Source organism: Mangrovicoccus sp. HB161399, assembly GCF_013184745.1.
Lineage (GTDB): Bacteria > Pseudomonadota > Alphaproteobacteria > Rhodobacterales > Rhodobacteraceae > Mangrovicoccus.
This window is the reverse complement of the sequence record NZ_JAATVU010000064.1, coordinates 1-20,732: the sequence shown is the minus strand read 5'-3', so window position 1 is coordinate 20,732 and position 20,732 is coordinate 1. Positions and strand designations below refer to the sequence as shown.

16 protein-coding genes and 1 pseudogene are annotated in these 20,732 nt (G+C 66.4%); 9 read left to right on the top strand and 8 right to left on the bottom strand.

All coding sequences use genetic code 11. The annotated features are described in order from the left end of the window. Nucleotides 1-19 precede the first annotated feature (19 nt). From HCC78_RS24810 to cysD, 5 genes are all read right to left on the bottom strand, one after another. Nucleotides 20-1,408 (bottom strand): phosphomannomutase, encoded by a 1,389-nt coding sequence (locus HCC78_RS24810; RefSeq protein WP_172331469.1) that lies wholly within the window; start codon nt 1,406-1,408, stop codon nt 20-22. A gap of 3 nt (nt 1,409-1,411) precedes the next feature. After that, a complete protein-coding gene (locus tag HCC78_RS24805) occupies nt 1,412-2,824 on the bottom strand; it encodes a mannose-1-phosphate guanylyltransferase/mannose-6-phosphate isomerase (RefSeq protein ID WP_172331467.1) in 1,413 nt (470 codons plus the stop codon). Between the two features lie 133 nt (nt 2,825-2,957). Further along, nucleotides 2,958-3,950 carry a UDP-glucose 4-epimerase GalE gene (galE, locus tag HCC78_RS24800; protein ID WP_172331466.1) on the bottom strand — a complete coding sequence of 331 codons (993 nt, stop codon included), beginning with the start codon at nt 3,948-3,950 and terminating at the stop codon, nt 2,958-2,960. Between the two features lie 169 nt (nt 3,951-4,119). Continuing rightward, entirely contained in the window at nt 4,120-6,027 is a 1,908-nt protein-coding gene (gene cysN, locus HCC78_RS24795) for a sulfate adenylyltransferase subunit CysN (RefSeq protein WP_172331464.1), read from the bottom strand. A 55-nt stretch (nt 6,028-6,082) separates the two neighbouring features. Then, on the bottom strand, nt 6,083-6,985 hold the full coding sequence (gene cysD, locus HCC78_RS24790; RefSeq protein ID WP_172331463.1) for a sulfate adenylyltransferase subunit CysD: 903 nt from the start codon (nt 6,983-6,985) through the stop codon (nt 6,083-6,085). Between the two features lie 103 nt (nt 6,986-7,088). Here cysD and HCC78_RS24785 point away from each other — a divergent pair, with 103 nt between their 5' ends. Continuing rightward, nucleotides 7,089-8,138 (top strand): helix-turn-helix transcriptional regulator, encoded by a 1,050-nt coding sequence (locus tag HCC78_RS24785; protein ID WP_172331462.1) that lies wholly within the window; start codon nt 7,089-7,091, stop codon nt 8,136-8,138. Between the two features lie 172 nt (nt 8,139-8,310). Here the strand turns inward: HCC78_RS24785 and HCC78_RS24780 are convergent, their stop codons facing one another. Together HCC78_RS24780 and HCC78_RS24775 are read right to left on the bottom strand one after the other, a co-directional pair. Further along, a complete protein-coding gene (locus HCC78_RS24780) occupies nt 8,311-9,549 on the bottom strand; it encodes a glycosyltransferase family 4 protein (protein ID WP_172331461.1) in 1,239 nt (412 codons plus the stop codon). Nucleotides 9,550-9,657: 108 nt separating this feature from the next. Continuing rightward, nucleotides 9,658-11,175 (bottom strand): polysaccharide pyruvyl transferase family protein, encoded by a 1,518-nt coding sequence (locus HCC78_RS24775; RefSeq protein WP_253949346.1) that lies wholly within the window; start codon nt 11,173-11,175, stop codon nt 9,658-9,660. Here HCC78_RS24775 and HCC78_RS24770 point away from each other — a divergent pair. The 5 genes from HCC78_RS24770 (at nt 11,174) to HCC78_RS24750 (ending at nt 15,716) form a co-directional block, all read left to right on the top strand. Further along, nucleotides 11,174-12,292 (top strand): Coenzyme F420 hydrogenase/dehydrogenase, beta subunit C-terminal domain, encoded by a 1,119-nt coding sequence (locus HCC78_RS24770; RefSeq protein WP_253949345.1) that lies wholly within the window; start codon nt 11,174-11,176, stop codon nt 12,290-12,292. The two genes, HCC78_RS24775 and HCC78_RS24770, sit on opposite strands and share 2 nt — an antisense overlap. A gap of 162 nt (nt 12,293-12,454) precedes the next feature. After that, on the top strand, nt 12,455-13,267 hold the full coding sequence (locus HCC78_RS24765; RefSeq protein ID WP_172331458.1) for a glycosyltransferase: 813 nt from the start codon (nt 12,455-12,457) through the stop codon (nt 13,265-13,267). 12 nt (nt 13,268-13,279) lie between these two features. After that, nucleotides 13,280-14,257 (top strand): glycosyltransferase family 2 protein, encoded by a 978-nt coding sequence (locus HCC78_RS24760; RefSeq protein ID WP_172331457.1) that lies wholly within the window; start codon nt 13,280-13,282, stop codon nt 14,255-14,257. Further along, nucleotides 14,254-14,838, top strand: a complete 585-nt coding sequence (locus tag HCC78_RS24755) for an acyltransferase (protein ID WP_172331456.1) — start codon at nt 14,254-14,256, stop codon at nt 14,836-14,838. The genes HCC78_RS24760 and HCC78_RS24755 overlap by 4 nt, the downstream gene beginning before the upstream one ends. Continuing rightward, nucleotides 14,835-15,716 carry a glycosyltransferase family 2 protein gene (locus HCC78_RS24750; RefSeq protein ID WP_172331455.1) on the top strand — a complete coding sequence of 294 codons (882 nt, stop codon included), beginning with the start codon at nt 14,835-14,837 and terminating at the stop codon, nt 15,714-15,716. The genes HCC78_RS24755 and HCC78_RS24750 overlap by 4 nt, the downstream gene beginning before the upstream one ends. 118 nt (nt 15,717-15,834) lie before the next feature. On the opposite strand, the gene HCC78_RS24745 is transcribed toward HCC78_RS24750, so the two are convergent. Further along, nucleotides 15,835-16,854, bottom strand: coding sequence for an endonuclease/exonuclease/phosphatase family protein (locus HCC78_RS24745; RefSeq protein ID WP_172331454.1), 1,020 nt, complete (start codon nt 16,852-16,854; stop codon nt 15,835-15,837). Between the two features lie 314 nt (nt 16,855-17,168). On the opposite strand from HCC78_RS24745, the gene HCC78_RS24740 reads away from it, so the two are divergent. The 3 genes and pseudogenes from HCC78_RS24740 to HCC78_RS33945 form a co-directional block, all read left to right on the top strand. Continuing rightward, on the top strand, nt 17,169-17,486 hold the full coding sequence (locus HCC78_RS24740; protein ID WP_172331453.1) for a hypothetical protein: 318 nt from the start codon (nt 17,169-17,171) through the stop codon (nt 17,484-17,486). Continuing rightward, complete coding sequence (locus tag HCC78_RS24735; RefSeq protein WP_172331452.1) at nt 17,455-20,190, top strand: LamG-like jellyroll fold domain-containing protein; 2,736 nt, start codon at nt 17,455-17,457, stop codon at nt 20,188-20,190. Before HCC78_RS24740 ends, HCC78_RS24735 begins: the two co-directional genes overlap by 32 nt. Before the next feature lie 365 nt (nt 20,191-20,555). Further along, a pseudogene (locus HCC78_RS33945) lies at nt 20,556-20,732 on the top strand (IS1634 family transposase); the annotation flags it as partial.

Here is a 20,732-nt window from a genome sequence, read left to right as displayed (position 1 = left end):
GGGGCTGCGCAGGAGGGCGTCAGGCCAGTTCCGCCCCGAGCTTCTCCAGCACCTCCGCGACCAGCCTTTCGGCTGCGGCGCTGTCGGCCATCTCGGCATAGCAGCGGAATTCCGGCGCATTGCCGGAGGGGCGCAGATGGATCACGTCGCCGCCCTCGAAGGTGACGCGCAGCCCGTCGGTCAGGTCGGTCCCGGTCTCGGGCGGCATGCCGTCGAAGAAGGCCGCGCGCGCCCCGGCATCGCCGGTCATCCGGGCGATGAAGCTGCGCGACACGTCCGGCTCGATCCCGGCGATCCGGTCGGCCGCGGTGAAGCGCGGCGGCAGCGTCGCCACCAGGCCGGCAAGGTCAAGCCCCCGCGCCTTCGCCAGCGCCAGGGGTGCGATGATCGGCAACAGGCTGTCGCGGGTCATCAGCGGGGCGAGCATCCCGGCGGGCCCGTCCGCCCCGAAGCCCAGAAGGAAGCCGCCATTGGCCTCGTAGCCCACGACCTTCGCCGCCGGGTCCCCGGCCAGGACCTCTTCCATCGCCGCGATCACGAAGGGCGAGCCGATCCTGGTGCGCAGGATGCGGGCGAAGCCCATCGCGTCCACCGCCGTATTCGACGAGACCGGCGTGCAGAGCACTTCCGCGCCCAGGAGCTGCGCGGTGAGCGGCCCCAGGATGTCGCCGGGCACGATCCGCCCGGCGGCATCGGTGACCATCGGCCGGTCGGCATCGCCGTCGGTGGAGATCACCGCGTCGAGCCCGTGATCCCCGCACCAGGCCGCCAGCATGCTGCGGGTGTCCGGGTCCACGGCCTCGGTGTCGACCGGGATGAAGATGTCCGAGCGCGCCAGCGGCACGGCCTCGGCGCCCAGTTCGCGCACGATGTCGGTCAGGAAGTCCCGCGCCGCCGAGCTGTGCTCGTAGACGCCGATCTTCAGCCCCGACAGGGCCTCGGCCCCGAAAGCCGTGCGGTAGCGCGCGACATAGGCTTCTGCGATGCCAGCTGCCTCCGCGACCGGGGCCTCCAGCCCCGCGGAGGGGCGGCCGAGCGCGGCATTGATCCGCGTCTCGTCCTCTTTCGAGACCTCGCCGCCGGGCAGGTAGAATTTCAGCCCGTTGCGGTCGGCCGGGATATGGCTGCCGGTGATCATGATCGCCGCGGCCCCGGCCCGCATCGAGGCCAGCGCCAGCGCCGGGGTGGGCAGCATGCCCGCCCGGGTGACGGCAATGCCCTCGCCCGCCGCCGCCGCGATCACCGCCCCGGCGATGCGCGGCGAGGAGGGGCGCAGGTCCCAGCTGACGAAGACATGGCCGCCATTCGGGCAGGCGGCCAGGAAGGCGCGGGTGTAGTCCGCGACCAGATCATCGGTCAGTTCCGTGACCAGGCCGCGCAGCCCGCTCGTGCCGAATTTGGGCGCCATGGATCAGCTCCGCGCGTAGATGTCTTCGTAGCGGATGATGTCATCCTCGCCGAGATAGGCGCCGGTCTGGACCTCGATCAGCACCATCGGCACCTTGCCGGGGTTCTCCATCCGGTGGATCGCGCCGAGCGGGATGTAGACCGACTGGTTCTCGGTCAGCAGCTTGACGTCGTCGTCGACGGTGACCCGCGCCGTGCCCTGCACGACGATCCAGTGCTCGGAGCGGTGGACATGGCTCTGCAGCGACAGCGCGGCGCCGGGATGGACATGGATGCGCTTCACCTGGAATCGGTCCGACAGGATCAGCGTCTCGTACCAGCCCCAGGGACGGTAGTCGCGCGGCAGCTGCTCGGCCTGCGACGCGCCCTGCTCCTTGAGGATGGAGACCGCCTTCTTGACATTCTGGCTGTCGGACATGTCGGCCACCATGACCGCGTCCTTCATCGCCACGGCCACCACGTTCTTCAGCCCGATGCCCACGAGCGCGATGCCCTCGTCCTCGGAGCGCAGCAGGCTGTTCTCGCAGTCGAGCGCCGTGGCATTCGCGCTCAGCCCGTTGCCGGCCTCGTCGGCCTCCATCTCCTTCCAGACGGCTTCCCAGGAGCCGAGATCGTTCCAGTGGCCCTTGAACGGAACGACGGAGACGTTGGAGGCCTTCTCCATCACCGCGTAGTCGATGGAATCCTCCGGCACGAGCTGCCACAGCGCCTCGTCGATCCGGGTGAAGGACAGGTCGGTCTTCGCGGCCTCGAACGCGGCGGCGGCGGCATCGTGGATCGCCGGGGCATGGGCCTTGAAGGCCTCGGCCAGCGTGTCCGCGCGCGCCAGGAAGATCCCCGCATTCCACAGGTTCTTCCCGTCGGCCAGGAGCTTGGCGGCGGTTTCCGCATCGGGCTTCTCGATGAAGCGGGTGAGGGCCTGCGCGCCGCCATGGTCGGGCTCGCCGGCCTCGAGCCAGCCATAGCCGGTCTCGGCGCGGTCGGGCTGGATGCCGAAGGTGACGATCTGCCCGGCTTCGGCAGCGGCGGTCCCGGCCGCCACGGCCGCGCGGAAGGCGGCCGGGTCCTCGACCGCGTGATCGGCCGGGGTGAGCAGGACGAGCCCGGCGGGGTCCGCGGCGGCGACATGGAGCGCGGCCAGGATCGCGGCGGGGGCGGTGTTGCGCCCCTGGGGCTCGATCAGCACGGCGCCCGGGACCATGCCGATTTCGCCGAGCTGCTCGGTCACCACGAAGCGGAAGGCATCGGCGGTCACCACGACGGGGGCGGCATAGCTCTCGCCCGAGAACCGCAGGGCCGAACTCTGGAACAGGCTCTGCCCGCCGAGAATGCTCGCAAATTGCTTGGGATAACTCTTGCGGGACAGCGGCCAGAGGCGCGTGCCCGATCCGCCGCAAAGAAGAACTGGATAAATCACTGACAGACCTGCCTGATGGGTTTACAACGTTTCCGTCCCGAAAGTTCTGGCATGCCGGGGGCGCGAAAAACAGTCCCTTGTCCCGGTCCTGAGGTCGCAGTCCGAGACAGGGCGTCCGGGCGCGCCGGCCCGTTCAGGAGGCGTAGCCGGGACGCTGGTGCCAGGCCCAGGCGGTGGCGATCATCTCGTCGAGCACCGAATGTTCCGGTGTCCAGCCAAGCACTTCGCCCGCCCGGGTCGAGCCGGAAACCAGCGCCGCGCAGTCGCCCGGGCGCCGCGGCCCGTCCTTCGCGGGGATCGGCAGGCCGGTCACCCTGGCCACCGCCTCGACCACTTCCCGCACCGAAAAGCCGCGCCCGGTGCCGAGGTTGAACACCTCCGAGGTGCCGCCCCGCAGCAGGTATTCCAGCCCCAGCACATGCGCGGCGACCAGGTCCGTGACATGCACGTAGTCGCGCACGCAGGTCCCGTCGGGCGTCGGATAGTCCTGGCCGTTGATCGTCAGCAGCTCGCGCCGCCCCGAGACCGCGTCGAGCGCCAGCGGGATCAGATGGGTCTCCGGCCGGTGGAACTCGCCGATCTGCGCATCCGGATCGGCGCCGGCCACGTTGAAATAGCGGAAGAAGACATGGCTCAGGGCCACGTCCGGCGCGGCCGCGAAGTTGCGGATCAGATCCTCGGCGGCGCGCTTGGAGGCGCCATAGGCATTGAGCGGATCCTGCCTGCAGCTCTCGTCCAGCATCACCCCGTCCTGCTCGCCATAGGTGGCGCAGGTGGAGGAGAAGACCAGATGCGGCACCTCCGCCTCGGCCATCGCCTGCACCAGGCGCAGCGTGCCGATCACGTTGTTGTCCCAGTAGAGCCCGGGATCGCGGCTGGCCTCGCCGACATTGGAGAGCGCCGCGAAATGCATCGCCGCCACCGGCCTGTGGCGCTGCAGCACCTCGAGGACCCGGCCGCGGTCGCGCAGGTCGCCCTCCTCCAGGGGGCCGTATTTCACCGCCTCGCGCCAGCCGGTCACAAGGCTGTCGAAGGTGACGGGTTCGTAGCCTGCCGCGGCCAGCGCCTTGCAGGCATGCGAGCCGATATAGCCGGCCCCGCCGGTCACCAATACTGCGCCACTCATCAAAAGAACTCCCGAAACCGCTTCGCTGCAGCGCCCCGCCCGCAGGCGGACGGGGCACTCTCACGGGCCAATTCTATTGGTCCGGCTCCCCGGGAAAAGGAGCCATGACGTCACGCAAGCGGGCAGGCGCGGGCCGCGCGCGGCGGCCCGCGGAAGCTCCGGCCGCCCCTTACGGGATCAGCCGCGCGATGATGAGATCCGCCGCTTCCTCCGGGGTCATCTCGGTCGTGTCGATGCGCAGCTCCGGGGACTCGGGATGCTCGTAGGGGCTGTCGATGCCGGTGAAGTTCTTCAGCTTGCCCGAGCGCGCCTTGGCATAGAGCCCCTTCACGTCGCGGCTCTCGGCCACTTCCAGCGGGGTGTCGACGAAGACCTCGACGAATTCGCCCGGCTGCATCATCGAGCGCACCATGTCGCGCTCCGAGCGGAAGGGCGAGATGAAGGCTGTGATCACGATCAGGCCCGCATCGGTCATCAGCTTGGCGACCTCGCCGACGCGGCGGATGTTCTCCACCCGGTCGGCCTCGGTGAAGCCCAGGTCCTTGTTCAGCCCGTGGCGGACGTTGTCGCCGTCGAGCAGGAAGGTGTGGCGGTTCATCCGCGCCAGCTTCTTCTCGACGATGTTGGCGATGGTCGACTTGCCCGAGCCCGACAGGCCGGTCAGCCACAGCACCGCAGGCTTCTGGTTCTTCATCTCCGCATGGTTGTCGCGGGTGATGTCGGTGGCCTGCCAATGGACGTTCTGGGCGCGGCGCAGCGCGAAATGCAGCATGCCGGCGGCGACCGTCTGGTTGGTGATCTTGTCGATCAGGATGAAGCCGCCGAGATCGCGGTTCTCGTCATAGGGCGCGAAGGGGATCTCGCGGTCGGTGGTGATGTTGGCCACGCCGATCGCGTTGAGGTCGAGCGTCTTCGAGGCCAGGTGCTCCTGGGTGTTGACGTTGACCTCGTATTTCGGCTCCGCCACCGTCGCCGAGATCGTCTGGGTGCCGATCTTCATCCAGTAGGCGCGGCCCGGCAGCAGCTCGTGCTCGTCCATCCAGACGATCGTGCTCTCGAACTGGTCGGCGACTTCCAGCGGCGACTGGGACGCAACGATCACCTGCCCGCGCGAGCAGTCGATCTCGTCGGCCAGCGTCAGGGTGATCGACTCGCCCGCAACCGCCAAGTCCCGGTCGCCTTCCAGCGCAACGATGCGCGCCACGGTCGAGGTCTTGCCCGAAGGCAGCACCCGCACCTCGTCGCCCGGACGCACCTGGCCCGAGGAGACGAGCCCGGCGAAGCCGCGGAAATCGAGGTTCGGGCGGTTCACCCACTGCACCTGCATGCGGAACGGGCTGGCCTGCTCGCGGCTGTCCTCGACCTCGACTTCCTCGAGATGCGGCAGCAGCGAGACGCCGTCATACCAGGGGGTGTTCTCGCTCGGGCCGGTGATGTTGTCGCCCTTGAAGCCCGAAATCGGGATCGGCGTGAAGGTCTCGATGCCGATCTCCGCAGCGAAGGCGGTGTAGTCCGAGACGATCTTGTCGAAGACCTCCTGGCTGTAATCGACCAGATCCATCTTGTTGACGGCCAGCACCACGTGGCGGATGCCGAGGAGCTTGACCAGGTAGCTGTGGCGGCGGGTCTGGGTCAGGATGCCCTTGCGCGCATCGATCAGGATCACGGCGAGATCGGCGGTGGAGGCGCCGGTCACCATGTTGCGGGTGTACTGCTCGTGGCCGGGGGTGTCGGCGACGATGAACTTGCGCTTCTCGGTGGTGAAGAAGCGGTAGGCGACGTCGATGGTGATGCCCTGCTCGCGCTCGGCGGCGAGGCCGTCGACCAGCAGCGCGAAGTCGATCTCCTCGCCCTGGGTGCCCGAGCGCTTGCTGTCGGCCTCGAGCGTGGCCAGCTGGTCCTCGAAGATCATCTTGGAATCGTAGAGCAGCCGCCCGATCAGGGTGGACTTGCCGTCATCGACCGAGCCGCAGGTGATGAAGCGCAGCATGGTCTTGTGCTGGTGCGTCTCGAGATACTGCTCGATGTTCTCGGCGATCAGCGCGTCGGTCTTGTAGATGGGTTCCTGGGTGTTCATGGAATGCGTACCTGACTGAAAGGGGAGGAAGGAGGGCGGTCCGGCGCGGCGGCGCTCAGAAATAGCCTTCCTGCTTCTTCTTCTCCATCGAGGCGGCCTGGTCGTGGTCGATGGCGCGGCCCTGGCGTTCGGAGGTGGTGGTCAGCAGCATCTCCTGGATCACGTCGGGCAGGGTCTTGGCCTCGCTCTCCACCGCGCCGGTCAGCGGATAGCAGCCCAGCGTGCGGAAGCGCACCGAACGCATCACCGGTTCCTCGCCGTCGAGCGGGAAGCGCTCGTCATCGACCATCAGGATCAGCCCGTCGCGGACCACCGTCGGGCGCGGCGCCGAGAAGTAGAGCGGCACGATCTCGATGCCTTCCAGGTGGATGTACTGCCAGATGTCCAGCTCGGTCCAGTTGGAGATCGGGAAGACCCGCACGCTCTCGCCCTTGGCCTTGCGGGCATTGTAGAGGCGCCAGAGCTCGGGGCGCTGGTTCTTCGGGTCCCAGCGGTGGTTGGCCGAGCGGAAGGAGAACACCCGCTCCTTCGCCCGCGCCTTCTCCTCGTCGCGGCGCGCGCCGCCGAAGGCCGCATCGAAGCCGTACTTGTCGAGCGCCTGCTTCAGGCCTTCGGTCTTCCACATGTCGGTATGCAGCCCGCCATGGTCGAACGGGTTAATGCCGCGCTCAACCGCCTCGGGGTTCTGGTAGACGAGCAGCTCCATGCCCGCATCCTTGGCCGCCTTGTCGCGCAGCTTGTACATGTCCTGGAACTTCCAGGTCGTGTCGACATGCAGCAGCGGGAAGGGCGGCGGCGCCGGGTAGAAGGCTTTCTTGGCGAGGTGCAGCATGACCGCGCTGTCCTTGCCAACGCTGTAGAGCATGACCGGATTCTCGGCCTCGGCAACGACCTCGCGCATGATGTGGATGCTTTCCGCTTCCAAGCGCTGCAGGTGGGTGAGGGTTTTGCTGTCCATCGGGCGTCTCTGTCAGAATGGCTACCGTACTGAGAGACGAAGCTATCCTTGCCCAGGGGGCAGATAACCCCCCATATGGGGGGTAAATCTCCGGAGGGATCGCATGTCGCAGGAAGCCGAGATCGTCGCGGCGCTGTTCGCCGCCGCAATGGACATGCCCGGCCCGGCGGCGCCGGAGCACGGCGATGCCGGGGAGGACCGGCCGTGGCAGGACTTCCTCGCGCTGCTGGCGGAGGCCACCCAGGCCGACAGCGCGCTGATGCGGGTGTCCTGGCCCGGCCGCCCGGCGCAGTCCTGGCAGGCCGGGCTGCCCTGGGACGGACCAGGCGAGGCAGTGGCCGAGCGGATGCGCAGCGGCCGGGTCTATTCCCGGACCGACCTGCCCGGCCCGGCCGGGGCGTCCCCTGCGCAGGCCTCCTCCCCCCTCCGCGCGCTGCGGTGGCGGATCGGACAGGACGGGCAGGTGCTGCTGGCCCTGCAGCGCAGCGGCAGCGATTTCCGCGCGATCGACGGGCTGCAGCTGTCGAATCTCGTACCCTATCTCGGGCTCGCCCTGAACGGCTGGCGCCAGCTCCGCCGCGCGCGCGCGCGGGCCGCGCTCGACCGGGAGATCTGCAGCGCGCTCGGCGCAGGCTGGCTCCTGTTCTCTCCCTCGGGCCAGGTGACCGACATGGCCGAAGGCGCCGCCGGACAGCTCGCGGCGGCCGCCGGGATCGGGATCAGGGCCGACGGGCGGCTGTCGCTGGCGGAGCCTGCCGCGCTGGCGCTGCGCCAGGCGCTGGCGGCGCTGGCCCGGCCGGGCGCGCCGCGGCAGCAGCGCATCGACCTGTCGCACCGCCCCCGGGTGCAGCTTGTCCTGGAGGCCGCGGAGGGGCCGCTCGCGCCCGCGCTGCTCGGGCGGCTGCGCCATGCCCGCGCGGCGCGCGCCCTGCCGCCGGAGCGGCTGGCCGGGGCGTTCGGGATCAGCCGCAGCGAGGCCCGGCTGGCGGCGCGGATCTGCGACGGGATGAGCCTGCAGGAGGCCGCGGCGGATCTGGGCTGGACCATCGGCACCGCCAGGAGCGCCTCCAAGCAGCTCTTCGCCCGGATGGGGGCGAAGAGCCAGGCCGGCGTCGTGCGGCGCGTGATGGAAAGCGGCGTCTGGCTCGGCTGAGCCGGTTCCTTCCTTGCCGCAGCAGAGTCCCGGAACAGGACAAGCGTAAATGCCGGGTCAGGACTGCCAGCCATGCGCTGCGAACGGCCGGAGACTGGAGCGGGATTGGCAGCGAAGCCCCAGAGTTCCGGCAACGGGCTGATCCAGTCACCCGGATCAGTCCTTCTCCCGGCTAACCCGCGGCACGCCGGTAGGCGTCGACCAGCGTATTCACCTGGTAGTCCCAGCCCAGCTCGCTCTCGATCCGCTCGCGGCCTGTCCGGCCCATCACGGCACAGCGTCTGGGGTCGTCGATCAGTTCGAGGATCTTGCCGGCCATGTCGGAGGTGTCGTTGGGCACGGCATAGAGCGAACTCTCCTGCGCCGAATAGCGTCCCTCGACCACTTCGAACTGCACGATCGGCTTGGCGAAGGCCATGTATTCGAGGATCTTGTTCATGGTCGACTTGTCGTTCATCGGGTTCACCCGGTCGGGATTCACGCAGACATCCGCGGTCGAAAGCACTTCAAAGAGCTCGCTGTCCGGGGCGCGTCCGGCAAAGGTGACATGGTCTTCGAGCCCCAAGCTCTCCGACAGCGCCCTCAGCTCGTCCAGCGCCGGGCCGCCGCCGACCAACACGAACTGCACGTCGCGGCCGCGATCGAACACGATCTCGCGGGCGGCTTCCAGCAGCAGGTCGATTCCCTCCTGGTCGCCCATGACGCCGACATAGCCCACCATCGCCTCGCGGCCGTTCCTCCAAGCCGGGTTGGGCGGCAACAGACGGAGCCGGGTGAGATCAGGACCGGAGCGGACCACGAAGATGTCCTCCGCGGCCTTGCCGCCACGTTCCATGGCAATCCGGCGGTAGCTCTGGTTGGTCGAGATGACCACGTCGGCGGTGCGGAAGTTCAGTTTCTCGAAAAGCAGCATCAACCGCCAGAAGAAGCCGCGCTTGTTGAACTTGGCCTCGTAGAGTTCGGGGGTGATGTCGTGATGGTCGAAGATGTAGCGCTTGCCGAAGAGCTTGAACTGCCAGGCGATCAAAAAGATCAGATCCGGCGGGTTGCAGCCATGAATCGTGTCGAAGCCGTGCTTGCGAAGCACCTTCCAAGCCAGCCGCGTCTCATGCCAGAGCGCCGCGCCATACTCCAGCAGATAGCCCGCCGCGCCGGAGGCATCGACAGGCAGCGGGTGGCGGTAGATATGGACGCCGTCGATTTCTTCATATGGCGCCTCGTAGCCCTTGCCCATCGGACAGATCACTGCAACCTGGGCGCCTGCCGCGACGAGCGTTCGGCTCTCGTGCCAAACCCGGCGGTCGAAAGGCAAGGGCAGGTTTTCGACGATGATCAGCACCTTCCGCCCGGCCAGGGGCCGAGCTGCACAGATCGCATCGAGACGCGGCATATCAATAATTTGTCCATCCATCGCAGGCTCCTGCTTGGCCGCTCCTAATTCGCAGCTTGGCTTTTAGATATCCTGTACATCGGCATCTAGTTACATCCGTGTTACATCAGCACCTTGTGCACGACGCCCTCAGCCCCGCTTGCGCATGGCGATGCCCCGCAGGATGTCCTCCAAGGTCCGGTCGTAAAGTGCCATCCTGTCCTTGCCGCGGCGCAGGGCTTCCGCCGCTTCGATAGCAAGCACGGCGCGCACCTCGAAGCCCTCCGTCACCGCGGCAAGGACGGCATCATTGTCCAAGGAGGTGCAATCCACCACCCGGTTGTATCCCAGCGTTCCGAACAGCCCCGCGAACTTGCGGCTGTAGGCCATCGGCACGACCGGCACCCCCGCCGAAAAGGCGGCTATGGTAGCATGCATCCGCGCGCCCATGAAAAAATCCATCCCGGCGATATGGCTCTTGGCTTCCGACGGACTGCCAAAGCGCGGAGCGAGAACCGTGCCGGGATGGCGCTCCGCCAGCGCCTGGCAGGCGCGGTAGTCGTCCTCGACCGGCTGGTCCTGGGAAATCACATGCGCCACCAGATGCAGCTCCACCCCCTCCATTCCGAGGAAATGCGCGATGATGGAATCGATCAGGGCGGGATAGTCAGCTTTCAGCCCGAACATGTTGCCGCCGGTGTAGCCGCCGTTGAGCAGCAACCCAGACGGATTCAGTCCGACCCGGACCGGACCGCCGGGACTGCGCGGTGCGGGCGGGTCATAGGGCAAGCGCAGCGCCACGTCCGAGGCTTCCATTGCGCCTTCGGCGGCGCCGAGTTCTTCGAGCGCCCGGGTCGACAGCCCGTCGCGGGTGAAAACCGCCCTGCAGCGCCGGATATGGGCTCGCGCCAGCACCCGGCTGGCAGTCTTGGCGAAGGGGCCGATGGTCTGGGGCGCCAGCACATAGGGCACCCCGGCCAAGTGCGCCTGGTACTTCATGAGGAACATCCGGGTCAGCCGCTTGCTGCCGTAGATGTCGGCAAAACTGTCGCCGGCGCCTATGTCGATGACCAGATCCGATCCGCGGATCGCCCGGAATACCTTGCGCGGATCGAGGATCTCGCGGCCGCGGATGCGCAGGATCTCGATGTCCGGCCCTCCGACATAGGGTTGGCGGCTATCCTGCCAGTCTATCACCCGGATGGCCAAGGGCAGACCGGTCCGGCGGGCGATGCCGCGCAGGATGTCAACTTCAGCCACGGTCAGCGCGCCGACTCCGAGGTTGTCCGAATTGGTCGAGTGCCCGGTGAGGCATATGGTAATGGTCTGGTCAGGCACGGGAAGCCGCCTACTATTGTATCCTGCTGTATCCTGCGGTTGGCATTCAACTGCCGAATGCTTCGCACCTTTTGCATTTCCGAAAGCATTTTCAAAGGGAAAATAACATTTTTTGGACCTCAATCTGCTCTTGTGGCAATTGCTCCGCCCCGGCATAGCTGCAATGCGGGCCCGGCGGCTTCCCGGCTTGGCCAGCGCAGAGGAGTTTCCCGTGTCACGCGATGCCAGTTCCCAGTTCGTTCCCAGCTCCTCTCTGGACAAGGTTGCCAGGGGCAGTCTTTGCGCCGGCTGCGGCGGTTGCGCGGCGGCAGCCCCCGGGCGCATTGCCATGGAGCTGCAGCCGCCGGGCTATCTGAGGCCGGTTCAGTCCGGGCCGCTCGATGCCGCCGAGGAGGCGCGCATTGCCCGGATCTGCCCCGGCTTGGGACAGCGGGTCAATCCCGCAGGCCGCCGCAACGACGTGCTTTGGGGGCCCTGGATTGCGGCCGAGACCGGCAATTCCACTGATCCCGAGCTGCGCTACCGCGGCTCCTCGGGCGGAGGCCTGAGCCAAGCCGCGGCCTACCTGCTGGAAGCCGGCGAGGTGGATGCGGTGATCTGCATCGCCGCCGCAGAAGATCCCGTGGCCAACCGCCCGGTCCTCGCCACGAACCGGGCCGAAGTTCTGGAAGCGGCCGGGTCACGCTATGCCCCCTCTTCCCCGCTGGCGGATCTCGAGGCACATCTGCAAGGCGGACGGCGGCTGGCCTTCATAGGCAAACCCTGCGACGTGGCCGCTCTGCGCGCGCTGGCAGCCGAGGATCCCCGCATCTCCCGCCAGATTCCCTGGATGCTGTCCTTCTTCTGTGCGGGCGTGCCCTCCCATTCCGGGGCAGAAGCAGTTCTGGCGGCGCTCGGCACCAGCCTTGGGGAGACCGTCTCCTTCCGCTATCGGGGGCAGGGCTGGCCGGGACGCGCCACCGCCACGCTGAGGGATGGAAGCACGCGCGACATGTCCTACCATGACAGCTGGGGAGAGATCCTGTCGCGCCATATCCAGCACCGCTGCAAGATCTGCGCCGACGGCACCGGCACGGCTGCCGACCTGGTCTGCGCAGATGCCTGGGAAACCGATGACCGCGGCTATCCGCTTTTCGAGGAGCAGGATGGCACCAGCCTGTTCCTGGTGCGCACCGCGGCCGGGGGGGCGCTTCTGGAGCGGCTCCGCGCGGCAGGCAAGGTGGAAACCGCCCCTTTCGACATGTCCCGGCTGCGCGCGATCCAGCCCGGCCAGCGCAACCGCCGCCACGCGCTGCTGGCGCGGCTCTGGGGGCTGCGCGCAATCGGGCGGCCGGTTCCGGACTATCGCGGGCTGCAGATTGGCGCCGCCGCGCGGCAGGGCGGCAGCGCGGTCTTCGCCAGGAATTTCCTCGGCATGGTCCGCCGTGGCCTGCGTCGCCGGGACTGATGGCCCCGTTCCCCGCCCAAGGCCGGAAGAAGATGTCCCATGGGCGCAGCCCGCCGGACTTGCTAGAGCCGGACCCGTTGCGGCCAGGGCAGCAGGGCATGCTGTCTGGCCCCTCCCCCGGTTCCGGGGCATGATGCAGGAAACTCCAGGACGGATACAGCGATGCAGCCCCTGACCCATGTGCTGATGACCCGGTTCAACCTGGCCACGCCGGGCCGAGAGAGCTCGCTGCGCAACCGCCCCGGCTGGCTGCGCGGCCGCTTCGAGCTGTTCGAGCGCTACTGCCTGCCCTCGGTCGCGGCCCAGGACGTGCCAGATCTGAAATGGATCATCTATTTCGACAAGAACACGCCGCCGGAATTCAGGAGCCGCGTCGAGGAGCTGCGCAGGGTCTTCCCTTTCGAGCCCTATTACACCGGGCTGTTCCTGACCGAAGGCTGGGGCCGCTCGCTCAACGAACGCTTCGGCCGCACCACACCGCTCCTGCTGACCACGCGGCTCGACAATGACGACGCGCTGGCGGTGGATTTCGCCGCGCGGCTGCAGGCGGAGGTGCGCGCGCGGGACGGCGCGCACGGCGTCTACAACTTCGCCAACGGCTATGTCATGGGAAACGGCGCGCTCTACCGGATGCGGCATGAATCGAACCCGTTCTTCTCCTGCCTCTCGGACTGGACCGAAACCCCGGTGACCGCGCCCGGCATCCACCACATGGCCATCGCCGAGCATGGAAAGCTGACCCAGATCGAGGGGCGCGGTGCCTGGCTGCAGGTGATCCATGACGGCAACGTATCGAACAAGATCCGCGGCCGCCGGATCGCGCCGGAGGAGATCGCAGGGCTGGTTCCCGAAACGGCTTTCGCCGAGCTGCGCCCGGCCGGACCTATGCAGATCCTGCTGGAGAATTCCTTCCTGACCCCGTTGCGTGACACCCGAGACCGGCTCCTGGCGCTGCGCCGGGCCAAGCGTGCCTGAGCAGGGAGCGGCATGGACACCTTTCCCGCAGGGGCCGACGCGCCGGAGCTGACCGTCATCGTCGTAAGCTACAACACCCGCGAGCTGACGTTGAAATGCCTGGAAACGCTGCATGCGCAGACCCGGCAGACGCGGTTCCGGACCGTAGTCTGGGACAATGCCAGCCAGGACGGCTCGGCTGCGGCCATTGCAGCCGCCTTTCCGCAGGTCGAGCTTGTCGCGTCGCCGGAGAATCTCGGTTTCGCCCGAGCCAACAACATCGCCGCAGCAGAGGCCAGAACCGAATGGCTCCTGCTGCTCAATCCCGATACCGAGGTGCATGACGGCGCGGTCGACCGGCTCCTGGCCTTCTCCAGGGCCAATCCGCAGGCCGGGATCACCGGCGGGCGCACTGTCTTTCCCGACGGCTCTCTCAACATCGCCTCCTGCTGGATGAAGATCACCCCCTGGTCAGCCTTTTGCCAAGCGACGGGGCTATCGGCCCTGTTCAGGGGCTCGGAACTGTTCAACCCCGAGGGCATGGGCAATTGGGCACGCAACAGCGTGCGCCAGGTCGATATCGTGGTCGGCTGTTTCCTGATGATCCGCCGCACGCTCTGGGAGGAGTTGGGCGGGTTCGACCTGAAATACTTCATGTACGGCGAAGAAGCCGATCTGTGCCTGCGCGCCGCGGCAAAGGGCTACCGGCCGATGATCACACCCGAAGCCGAGATCATGCACCTCGTGGGGGCAAGCTACAGCAAGCGCGCCGAGAAGATGGCACGGGTCGCCAAGGCGCGTGCCACGCTGATCCGCGATCACTGGCCCCGGGCGCTGGTGTCCCTGGGACTGGGGCTGATGTGGGTCTGGGCGGCAGGGCGGCGCGCGGCGACGGGGGGGCTGGCGCTGCTGCCCGGCGGGCGCTTTGATGCCGCAGCCGGGAAATGGCGCCATGTCTGGCAGGCACGGCACGACTGGCTGGCGGGATACGGGGAGGAAACCGGCAGATGAACGGAACGGCAGGGGGACCCGTGCGCAAGAAAGCGCTGTCAAAACCGGCACGGGCGCTGCGGCTGCTGGGCGGCGTGCTCGACCCGCGCGCCTGGGCGCATCTCTTCAAGATCGTCAACTACCACAATTACAGCCATGTCCGGCCGCTGCGGCAGATGGCGCTGGGACCGGGCGCCGCGATCAGCCCGGATGCATGCTTCGCCAATGCCGAGCGGATCAGCGCCGGGCGCGGGCTGCGGCTGGGCGCGCGCACGACGCTCTGGGCCGGACCATCGCACGGGCGGATCGTCATCGGCGACGACGTGCTCTTCGGCCCCGACGTGCTGGTCACCGCAGCGGGCTACCGCTTCAATGACGGCCATCCAGTCACGCAGCAGCCTATGGACGAGGCCGATGTGACGATCGGCAGCGATGTCTGGCTGGCCGCCAAGGTGGTGGTGCTGCCTGGTGTCGCGATCGGCGACGGCGCGGTGATCGCCGCGGGCGCGGTGGTCAACCGGGACATCCCGGCCATGGCGGTCGCCGCGGGCGTGCCCGCGCGGGTGGTGGGGCAGCGGCAGGTTGCGGGGGAACGGGCATGACCACCAGGGCTGAGCCGCGGCTGGCAGTCGTGATCCCGCATTACAACGATCCTGTCCGGCTGCGGCACTGTCTGGAAGCTCTGGCGCCGCAGCTGGCCGCCCATCCCGAGGCAGAGGCCGTAGTCGTCGACAATGCCTCGCCGCTCGATCTCGGCCCCCTGGCAGCGGAGTTTCCGTCGGTCCGCTTCGTCGTCGAGCCGGAGAAGGGCGCGGCGGCAGCGCGCAACCGCGGCGTGGCAGAGACTGCGGCACCGCATCTGGCCTTCCTCGACAGCGACTGCGTGCCCGCCCCGGATTGGCTTGCGACAGCGCTGTCGCTTTCCGGGGAAGATGCGCTGAACGGCGGGAGGGTGGACACTTTCGACGAGACCCCGCCGCCGAAATCCGGCGCCGAGGCCTTCGAGACCGTCTTCGCCTTTCACCAGAGGTCCTATGTGGAAAAGAAAGGCTTCTCGGTCACCGCGAACCTGCTGGCCAGCCGCCGGGTCTTCGAAATTGCCGGACCGATGGTGCCGGGCATGGCCGAAGACGTGGACTGGTGTCGTGCCGCTACCGCCAAGGGGATACCGCTGCACTATGCCGATGCGCTGGCGGTGGTACATCCGACCCGGCAGGACTGGCCCGCTCTTGCACGCAAGTGGCGCCGCACCACATCCGAGATGTTCCGCTCGAACGGCACCGGTGCTGCGGCGCGGCTGCGCTGGGGGTCCAGGGCGCTGGCAGTAGCGGGATCCGCGCTGCCGCACAGTTTGAAGGTGACGTGCAGCCCGGTGCTTTCCCCCCTGGAGAAATGGCGCGCGCTGGGAACGCTCTGGCGGCTGCGGCTGGTCCGAGCCCGCTGGATGCTGCGCCAGGCGCTGACTGGCAGTGCCGGGTAGGCCGCACGCCTTTTTCGCCGCAATGAAAGGAGCCCGGGGCGGGTCCATGCTTGGCCGGTGCAAAGCCGGAGAGCTGCCCGGCGGCAAGATCGGGCGGGTCCATGCCACCCTCCGGAAATCAATCAAAATACCCGGCCGGTGAGCAGGAATCGGGGGGCGCCACGGTTTCCGGACCCGGCACCGCCACGCTGGCCAGAAGTCCGCGGTGATTTGATCCGAGCGCCTCTCCCCAAGGGGCAAGGCTGGCGAGCCGTGCGCCGCCGCGAACCATCATGCCGTCAATCGGCACGCCCAGAGCCCCCGCTGCAACTGGCCAGGTTGCCACGGGAAGGCGCGGCGGCAGCATCCCGCATTTCCGCTCCAGGCGGCCGCCGCGCTGGCTCCAGGGTGCGGCATTGAAATCGCCCGCCAGGACCAGCGGCCCGGGCACATTGCGCAACGCATCCACCAAGTACCAGGCTTCCGGCTCGATCATCCCGTCGAACCAGGGCTTGACAAGGTGCGCCCCGATCACGGTCAGGGGTGCCGCGCCGGGACGGTCGATTTCGGCGACTGCGATCCCGCCGGGGCGGTAGCCGCCGGCCTTGCGCAGCCGCAGCCGCACCGCAGGGTCCCGCGCCAGGGCCAGCATGCCGCATCCCTCGCGTGAATCCCTGCAGCCAACTTGCACCGGAAACGCCTCTGAGAGCGCAGCCAGCTGGCTCTGCAACGCCCGCGGCTCGGCGACGAGGATCACATCTGCAGGGCTCGCCGCGAGTGCCTCTGCCAGCTCTTCCGGTGGTGTCGCGTTGGTATTGAGCAGATTGATCCACAGAACCGTGGCCACCGGTGCGGCTCCAGGCACCAGCGGCTGCGCGACCCGCAGATGCCGGGCCGCCACGGCACCGCCGGCCAGCACTGCCACAATGGCCAGCGCCGCACCGAGGCGGCGCGCACCTAGCAGCGCCAGGGCCAGACCCATGAGGACCGCCAGGGCTGCAAGCTGCGGCTGCAGACTTTCCAGCATCCGCCCGAGCGCCCCGGCCAATGGCAGATCCGCAGGCCATTCCCGGGCAGTTGCGGCTGCGGCCAGCACGGCAAGCGAAGGCGGCAACAGCGCACAGACCAAACACTGGTACGGGGGGGGAGACTTGGACATGAGACGATCCCGCGCGGATATGTTTTCCATCCTTAGCATGATGCAACATGATGCAGCGGTCTCGGCAGGCAGCGCGACCTCCCGTCGCGCCGGAAGCAAGAGCCTCCTTATGGAAGCATCCGCCTCCACCCCATCCAAGCGTCTCCCAATCGATAGAAAATTTTTCAAGTATTAACAAATGGATGAAATATTTCAACTTTAGCGCGCAAGCTGAGAGACTGCTTCAAAATTCCTGTTTTCTCTCGGCGCATCCTCTTCCTGAAGCCTCCGGATTCCCGATTTTCCATGTAAAGTTAAGAAATAATTAAGTTTGAATGACCCACAAAGAATCAATATTGGAAACAATTAACCACGGAGCACAGCCAGCACGAATCCTCAGCCCGGAAGAGGAAGAAATCCACAGGAAATCGCCCGAGCAGAAACGCAAAAACCACAATGTCGACATGTGTTATCCGAATGAATTTTCGGATCAGGTTTTGTCGCATGAACACCCCAAAAAAGACAGGTTGCAGCAATCTTCTGTTCTTCAGGAGCCGGTAAAAATAGCCCGGACGCAAAAAATCGTGCCTCCAGAAGCGGCGTGTCGGAGAAGGCCAAAAAATGAGTGTCGTACGAGTAACCAATTCCGTTGAACTTGAAGCCGCAATCAAGAACGCGAAACCCGGCAATACAATTTCTCTTTCTGCCAGCGATGAGAAGTATTCCGTCTCGGCTTGGAATGCGGATGTCGTCTCCTACGATCCGCCCGTCACCATCACCTCCGAAGACCCGAACAACCAGGCAGTCATCGACCAGATGATCCTCACCCGCATGGACGGCGTTGTCATCCAGGGCGTGACCTTCAGCGGGGCGCTGCGTGCCAGCCTCAACTACAATTCCGAGGATCTGATCCTCAAGCAATGCGCGAATATCACTGTCCAGGACTGCACTTTCGAGGGCCAGGCCGACGGCTACGGCACCCGACCGGAAGGCACCGAGTTCGTCGGCGGCGCAATCTACCTGCTCGGCAGCGAGAATGTCACCATCGCGGATTGCGACATCAGCCACTACCTGCGCGGCATCTCGCACCGCAACAACACCACCGTGGCGATTACCGGCAACAGCTTCCATGACATCCAGGAGGACGGCATCCGCGGCGGCGGCGTCAACGGGCTGCTGATCGAGGATAACACCTTCACCCAGTGGCTCGGCATAGACATCAGCTGGCTGCATGCCGATTTCATCCAGCTCTGGACCCATTCCACCGACCGCCGCACCGAGAATGTCACCATCCGCCACAACTTTTTCGATGGCCAGGGCGAAGACGGTGCCAATGCGCACCAAGCGATTTTCGCCCGCAACGACGAAGTCGACCTTTGGGGCGGCGATCTCGACACTTGGGCCTTCCGGAATTTCGTGGTCGAGAACAACATCATCGACATCGATTTCCAGGGCGGCGTCAAGCTGAGCTTTGTCGAGGGCCTTCTGGTCACCAACAACACCATTCTCGGCGAGGGCCGGATCCAAATCACCTCGTCCGAGGCCGTCACGATCTCCAGCAACATCGCCAGCGGTCTCGACGACAAGGACCTGCCCGCAGCAGTGATCGAGAACAACGTGATCCTGCAGTCCCTGCTTCTGGGCCAGCCCGATTACTATGACGCGGTCATCGCCAACCTGGAGCAGTTCCGGGCCACAGGCGACGTGGCGAACCTGATGCTGCGCGAGGGCTCGATCGCCGACAGCGCGGACGGGACCATCGGCGCCGACATCTTCAGCTTCACCGCGGAAACCGGCGGCGTGCATCTGGTCGTGCTCGCTTCCCCCTTCGACTACGCGACGCCTCTGAGCACGGATTACACGCTGATGGTGACCGACGGCATGGGCAACGCCATCGACCTGTCCGGCTATGACATCACTTGGCATTTCGAGGACGGCTCCTTTGCCACCGGTGCCAGCACGAGCTTCGACTATGCGGCCCGCGGCAACCATGCGGTCAGTGTCGAAATCGTCAGGGACGGCCTGGCCGTCGGCGCCGCCGCCACCGTGACACGCCAGCCCGCAGCGCTGCTCTTCGATCTCGACATCGAGGACGGCACGGCAGCCGATGCCTCCAGCTATGGCAGCGTGCTGTCCGTTGGCAGCTCTCTCCTGGTGGAGGATGCCGAGACCGGCATGTGGTCGATCGACATGCCGGATACCGGCACTGTCGCGCTGCCGACCGGCACTCCGATGAGCCTGCTCCCGCAGGCCAGCATCGAGTTCGGCTTCCGCATCGATCCGGAGAACACCGCCGTCGGCACCATCCTGAACAAGACCAGCTGGCTGCAGGTCAACCTGCGCAACACCGGCGAGCTTCTGTTCAAGATCATCAACCCCGAAACCGGCGTAGCTGTGAACTATTTCACCGCGGGCGCGGATGTCACGGACGGCGAGTGGCACCATATTGCCATCAGCTTCGACTCGCTGCAGGAGAAAGCTGCCGCGATCTATCTCGATGGCGTGCTGGAAACCTCGGTCGCGGTGGACTGGACGCTGCCGAACCGCGACGACGCCTTCACCTTCGGCAACCGCAGCGGCGACAATATCCATATGCAGATCGCCGACCTGCAGGTCAGTTCCGAATCCTGGAGTGCCGAAGACGTGCAGGAGCACCTCGCGGCTTTCGAGCAAGAGGCCAGGGCCATCCCCCCCGAAGATCCCGGCATTGCTCCGGTCGTCCAAATGCCTGACACGTTCCTCTTTGCGATGGGAACGGAGAACGGGATCCTGGTAGACGAGACAGATCTGGGCGGGAAGGTCACGACCCTTTCCGGCGACGAGATCGCCAGCACCGACGGGACCTTCGAAATCTCAAGCGATCATGTAGTGGTGGTCGATGCGGGCACCGACCTTCAGGGTGACGAGGCGCTCACCATCAGCTTCTGCTACCAGCGCGATGCTGCCGATGGAGATATCGGTGCGCTGTTCAAGAAGCAGGGCTGGTTCCAGCTGAACCTGCGCGACAACGGCGAGATGCTGCTGAAGCTGCTGAACACCGGCGAAGGCACCGGCGTCACCAACCTCTTCTCGAAGGGTGCCGCGCTGAACGATGCCGACTGGCACCATGTCGCCGTCGTGATCGATGCCGAAACCACCGACACGGCCAGCTTCTACATTGACGGCGTGCTGCAGGGCACGGCAGCCTATCGCGCTCTCGTCGACGATGCCCACAACGATTTCATGTTCGGCAGCGAGTGGGTCGGTACCGCCCAGAGTTCGGTCAATGGACTGGAGATCGACAACAGCGCCTGGGATGCGGAAACCGTGCAGCAGGACTACGCGGCCATGCTGGCCAGCGACACGCTGATGTTCTGATCCGCCCCGGGAAACCGGACACCGGCCATGCTTGACTGGGATCTCGGACTGGCCTTGGCCATCGTGAGCTTGCCCCCGGTCCGGGATCCGGGGGCAAACTCACTTTCTCAAGACAGAAGCGCCCGATGTGATGCGCGCCGCCACAAGCTTCCATTGCGACAACGCAAGGCGGAAGCCCGTCCAGAAAGCCGAGCAGCCCAGGTTCGACAGCTAAATCGCGATTTCGGCGGGTTGCGCCTCCCCGTGCATAATGAAAACAATGGGTTGGCGACCGGGAATAGTGGTTTCAGCCGAAGTCTTGTTGTAACACGTCATGTGAATTATTGACCTTGTGGCAAGGTGCATGGACGGAATATTGTTCGTCCATGTACACGCGCATCACGGAATCCGGCGGCCGCCGCTACCTGCAGCTCGTCGAGGGGCACCGCGACGAGGCTGGAAAGGTCCGGATCAAGGTCGTCGCCAACCTCGGCAGGCTGGACAAGATCAAGCCCGGCAAGCTCGACCCGCTGATCAACGGCCTGAACCGCGCGGCCGGACGC

Excerpts from the sequence above, each read along its gene's own strand:
- HCC78_RS24810 (WP_172331469.1), bottom strand. The coding sequence starts at position 1,408 with ATGGCGCCCAAATTCGGCACGAGCGGGCTGCGCGGCCTGGTCACGGAA.
- galE (WP_172331466.1), bottom strand. The coding sequence starts at position 3,950 with ATGAGTGGCGCAGTATTGGTGACCGGCGGGGCCGGCTATATCGGCTCG.
- cysN (WP_172331464.1), bottom strand. The coding sequence starts at position 6,027 with ATGAACACCCAGGAACCCATCTACAAGACCGACGCGCTGATCGCCGAG.
- cysD (WP_172331463.1), bottom strand. The coding sequence starts at position 6,985 with ATGGACAGCAAAACCCTCACCCACCTGCAGCGCTTGGAAGCGGAAAGC.
- HCC78_RS24785 (WP_172331462.1), top strand. The coding sequence starts at position 7,089 with ATGTCGCAGGAAGCCGAGATCGTCGCGGCGCTGTTCGCCGCCGCAATG.
- HCC78_RS24780 (WP_172331461.1), bottom strand. The coding sequence starts at position 9,549 with ATGGATGGACAAATTATTGATATGCCGCGTCTCGATGCGATCTGTGCA.
- HCC78_RS24770 (WP_253949345.1), top strand. The coding sequence starts at position 11,174 with ATGGAGCTGCAGCCGCCGGGCTATCTGAGGCCGGTTCAGTCCGGGCCG.
- HCC78_RS24775 (WP_253949346.1), bottom strand. The coding sequence starts at position 11,175 with ATGGCAATGCGCCCGGGGGCTGCCGCCGCGCAACCGCCGCAGCCGGCG.
- HCC78_RS24765 (WP_172331458.1), top strand. The coding sequence starts at position 12,455 with ATGCAGCCCCTGACCCATGTGCTGATGACCCGGTTCAACCTGGCCACG.
- HCC78_RS24760 (WP_172331457.1), top strand. The coding sequence starts at position 13,280 with ATGGACACCTTTCCCGCAGGGGCCGACGCGCCGGAGCTGACCGTCATC.
- HCC78_RS24755 (WP_172331456.1), top strand. The coding sequence starts at position 14,254 with ATGAACGGAACGGCAGGGGGACCCGTGCGCAAGAAAGCGCTGTCAAAA.
- HCC78_RS24750 (WP_172331455.1), top strand. The coding sequence starts at position 14,835 with ATGACCACCAGGGCTGAGCCGCGGCTGGCAGTCGTGATCCCGCATTAC.
- HCC78_RS24745 (WP_172331454.1), bottom strand. The coding sequence starts at position 16,854 with ATGTCCAAGTCTCCCCCCCCGTACCAGTGTTTGGTCTGTGCGCTGTTG.
- HCC78_RS24740 (WP_172331453.1), top strand. The coding sequence starts at position 17,169 with ATGACCCACAAAGAATCAATATTGGAAACAATTAACCACGGAGCACAG.
- HCC78_RS24735 (WP_172331452.1), top strand. The coding sequence starts at position 17,455 with ATGAGTGTCGTACGAGTAACCAATTCCGTTGAACTTGAAGCCGCAATC.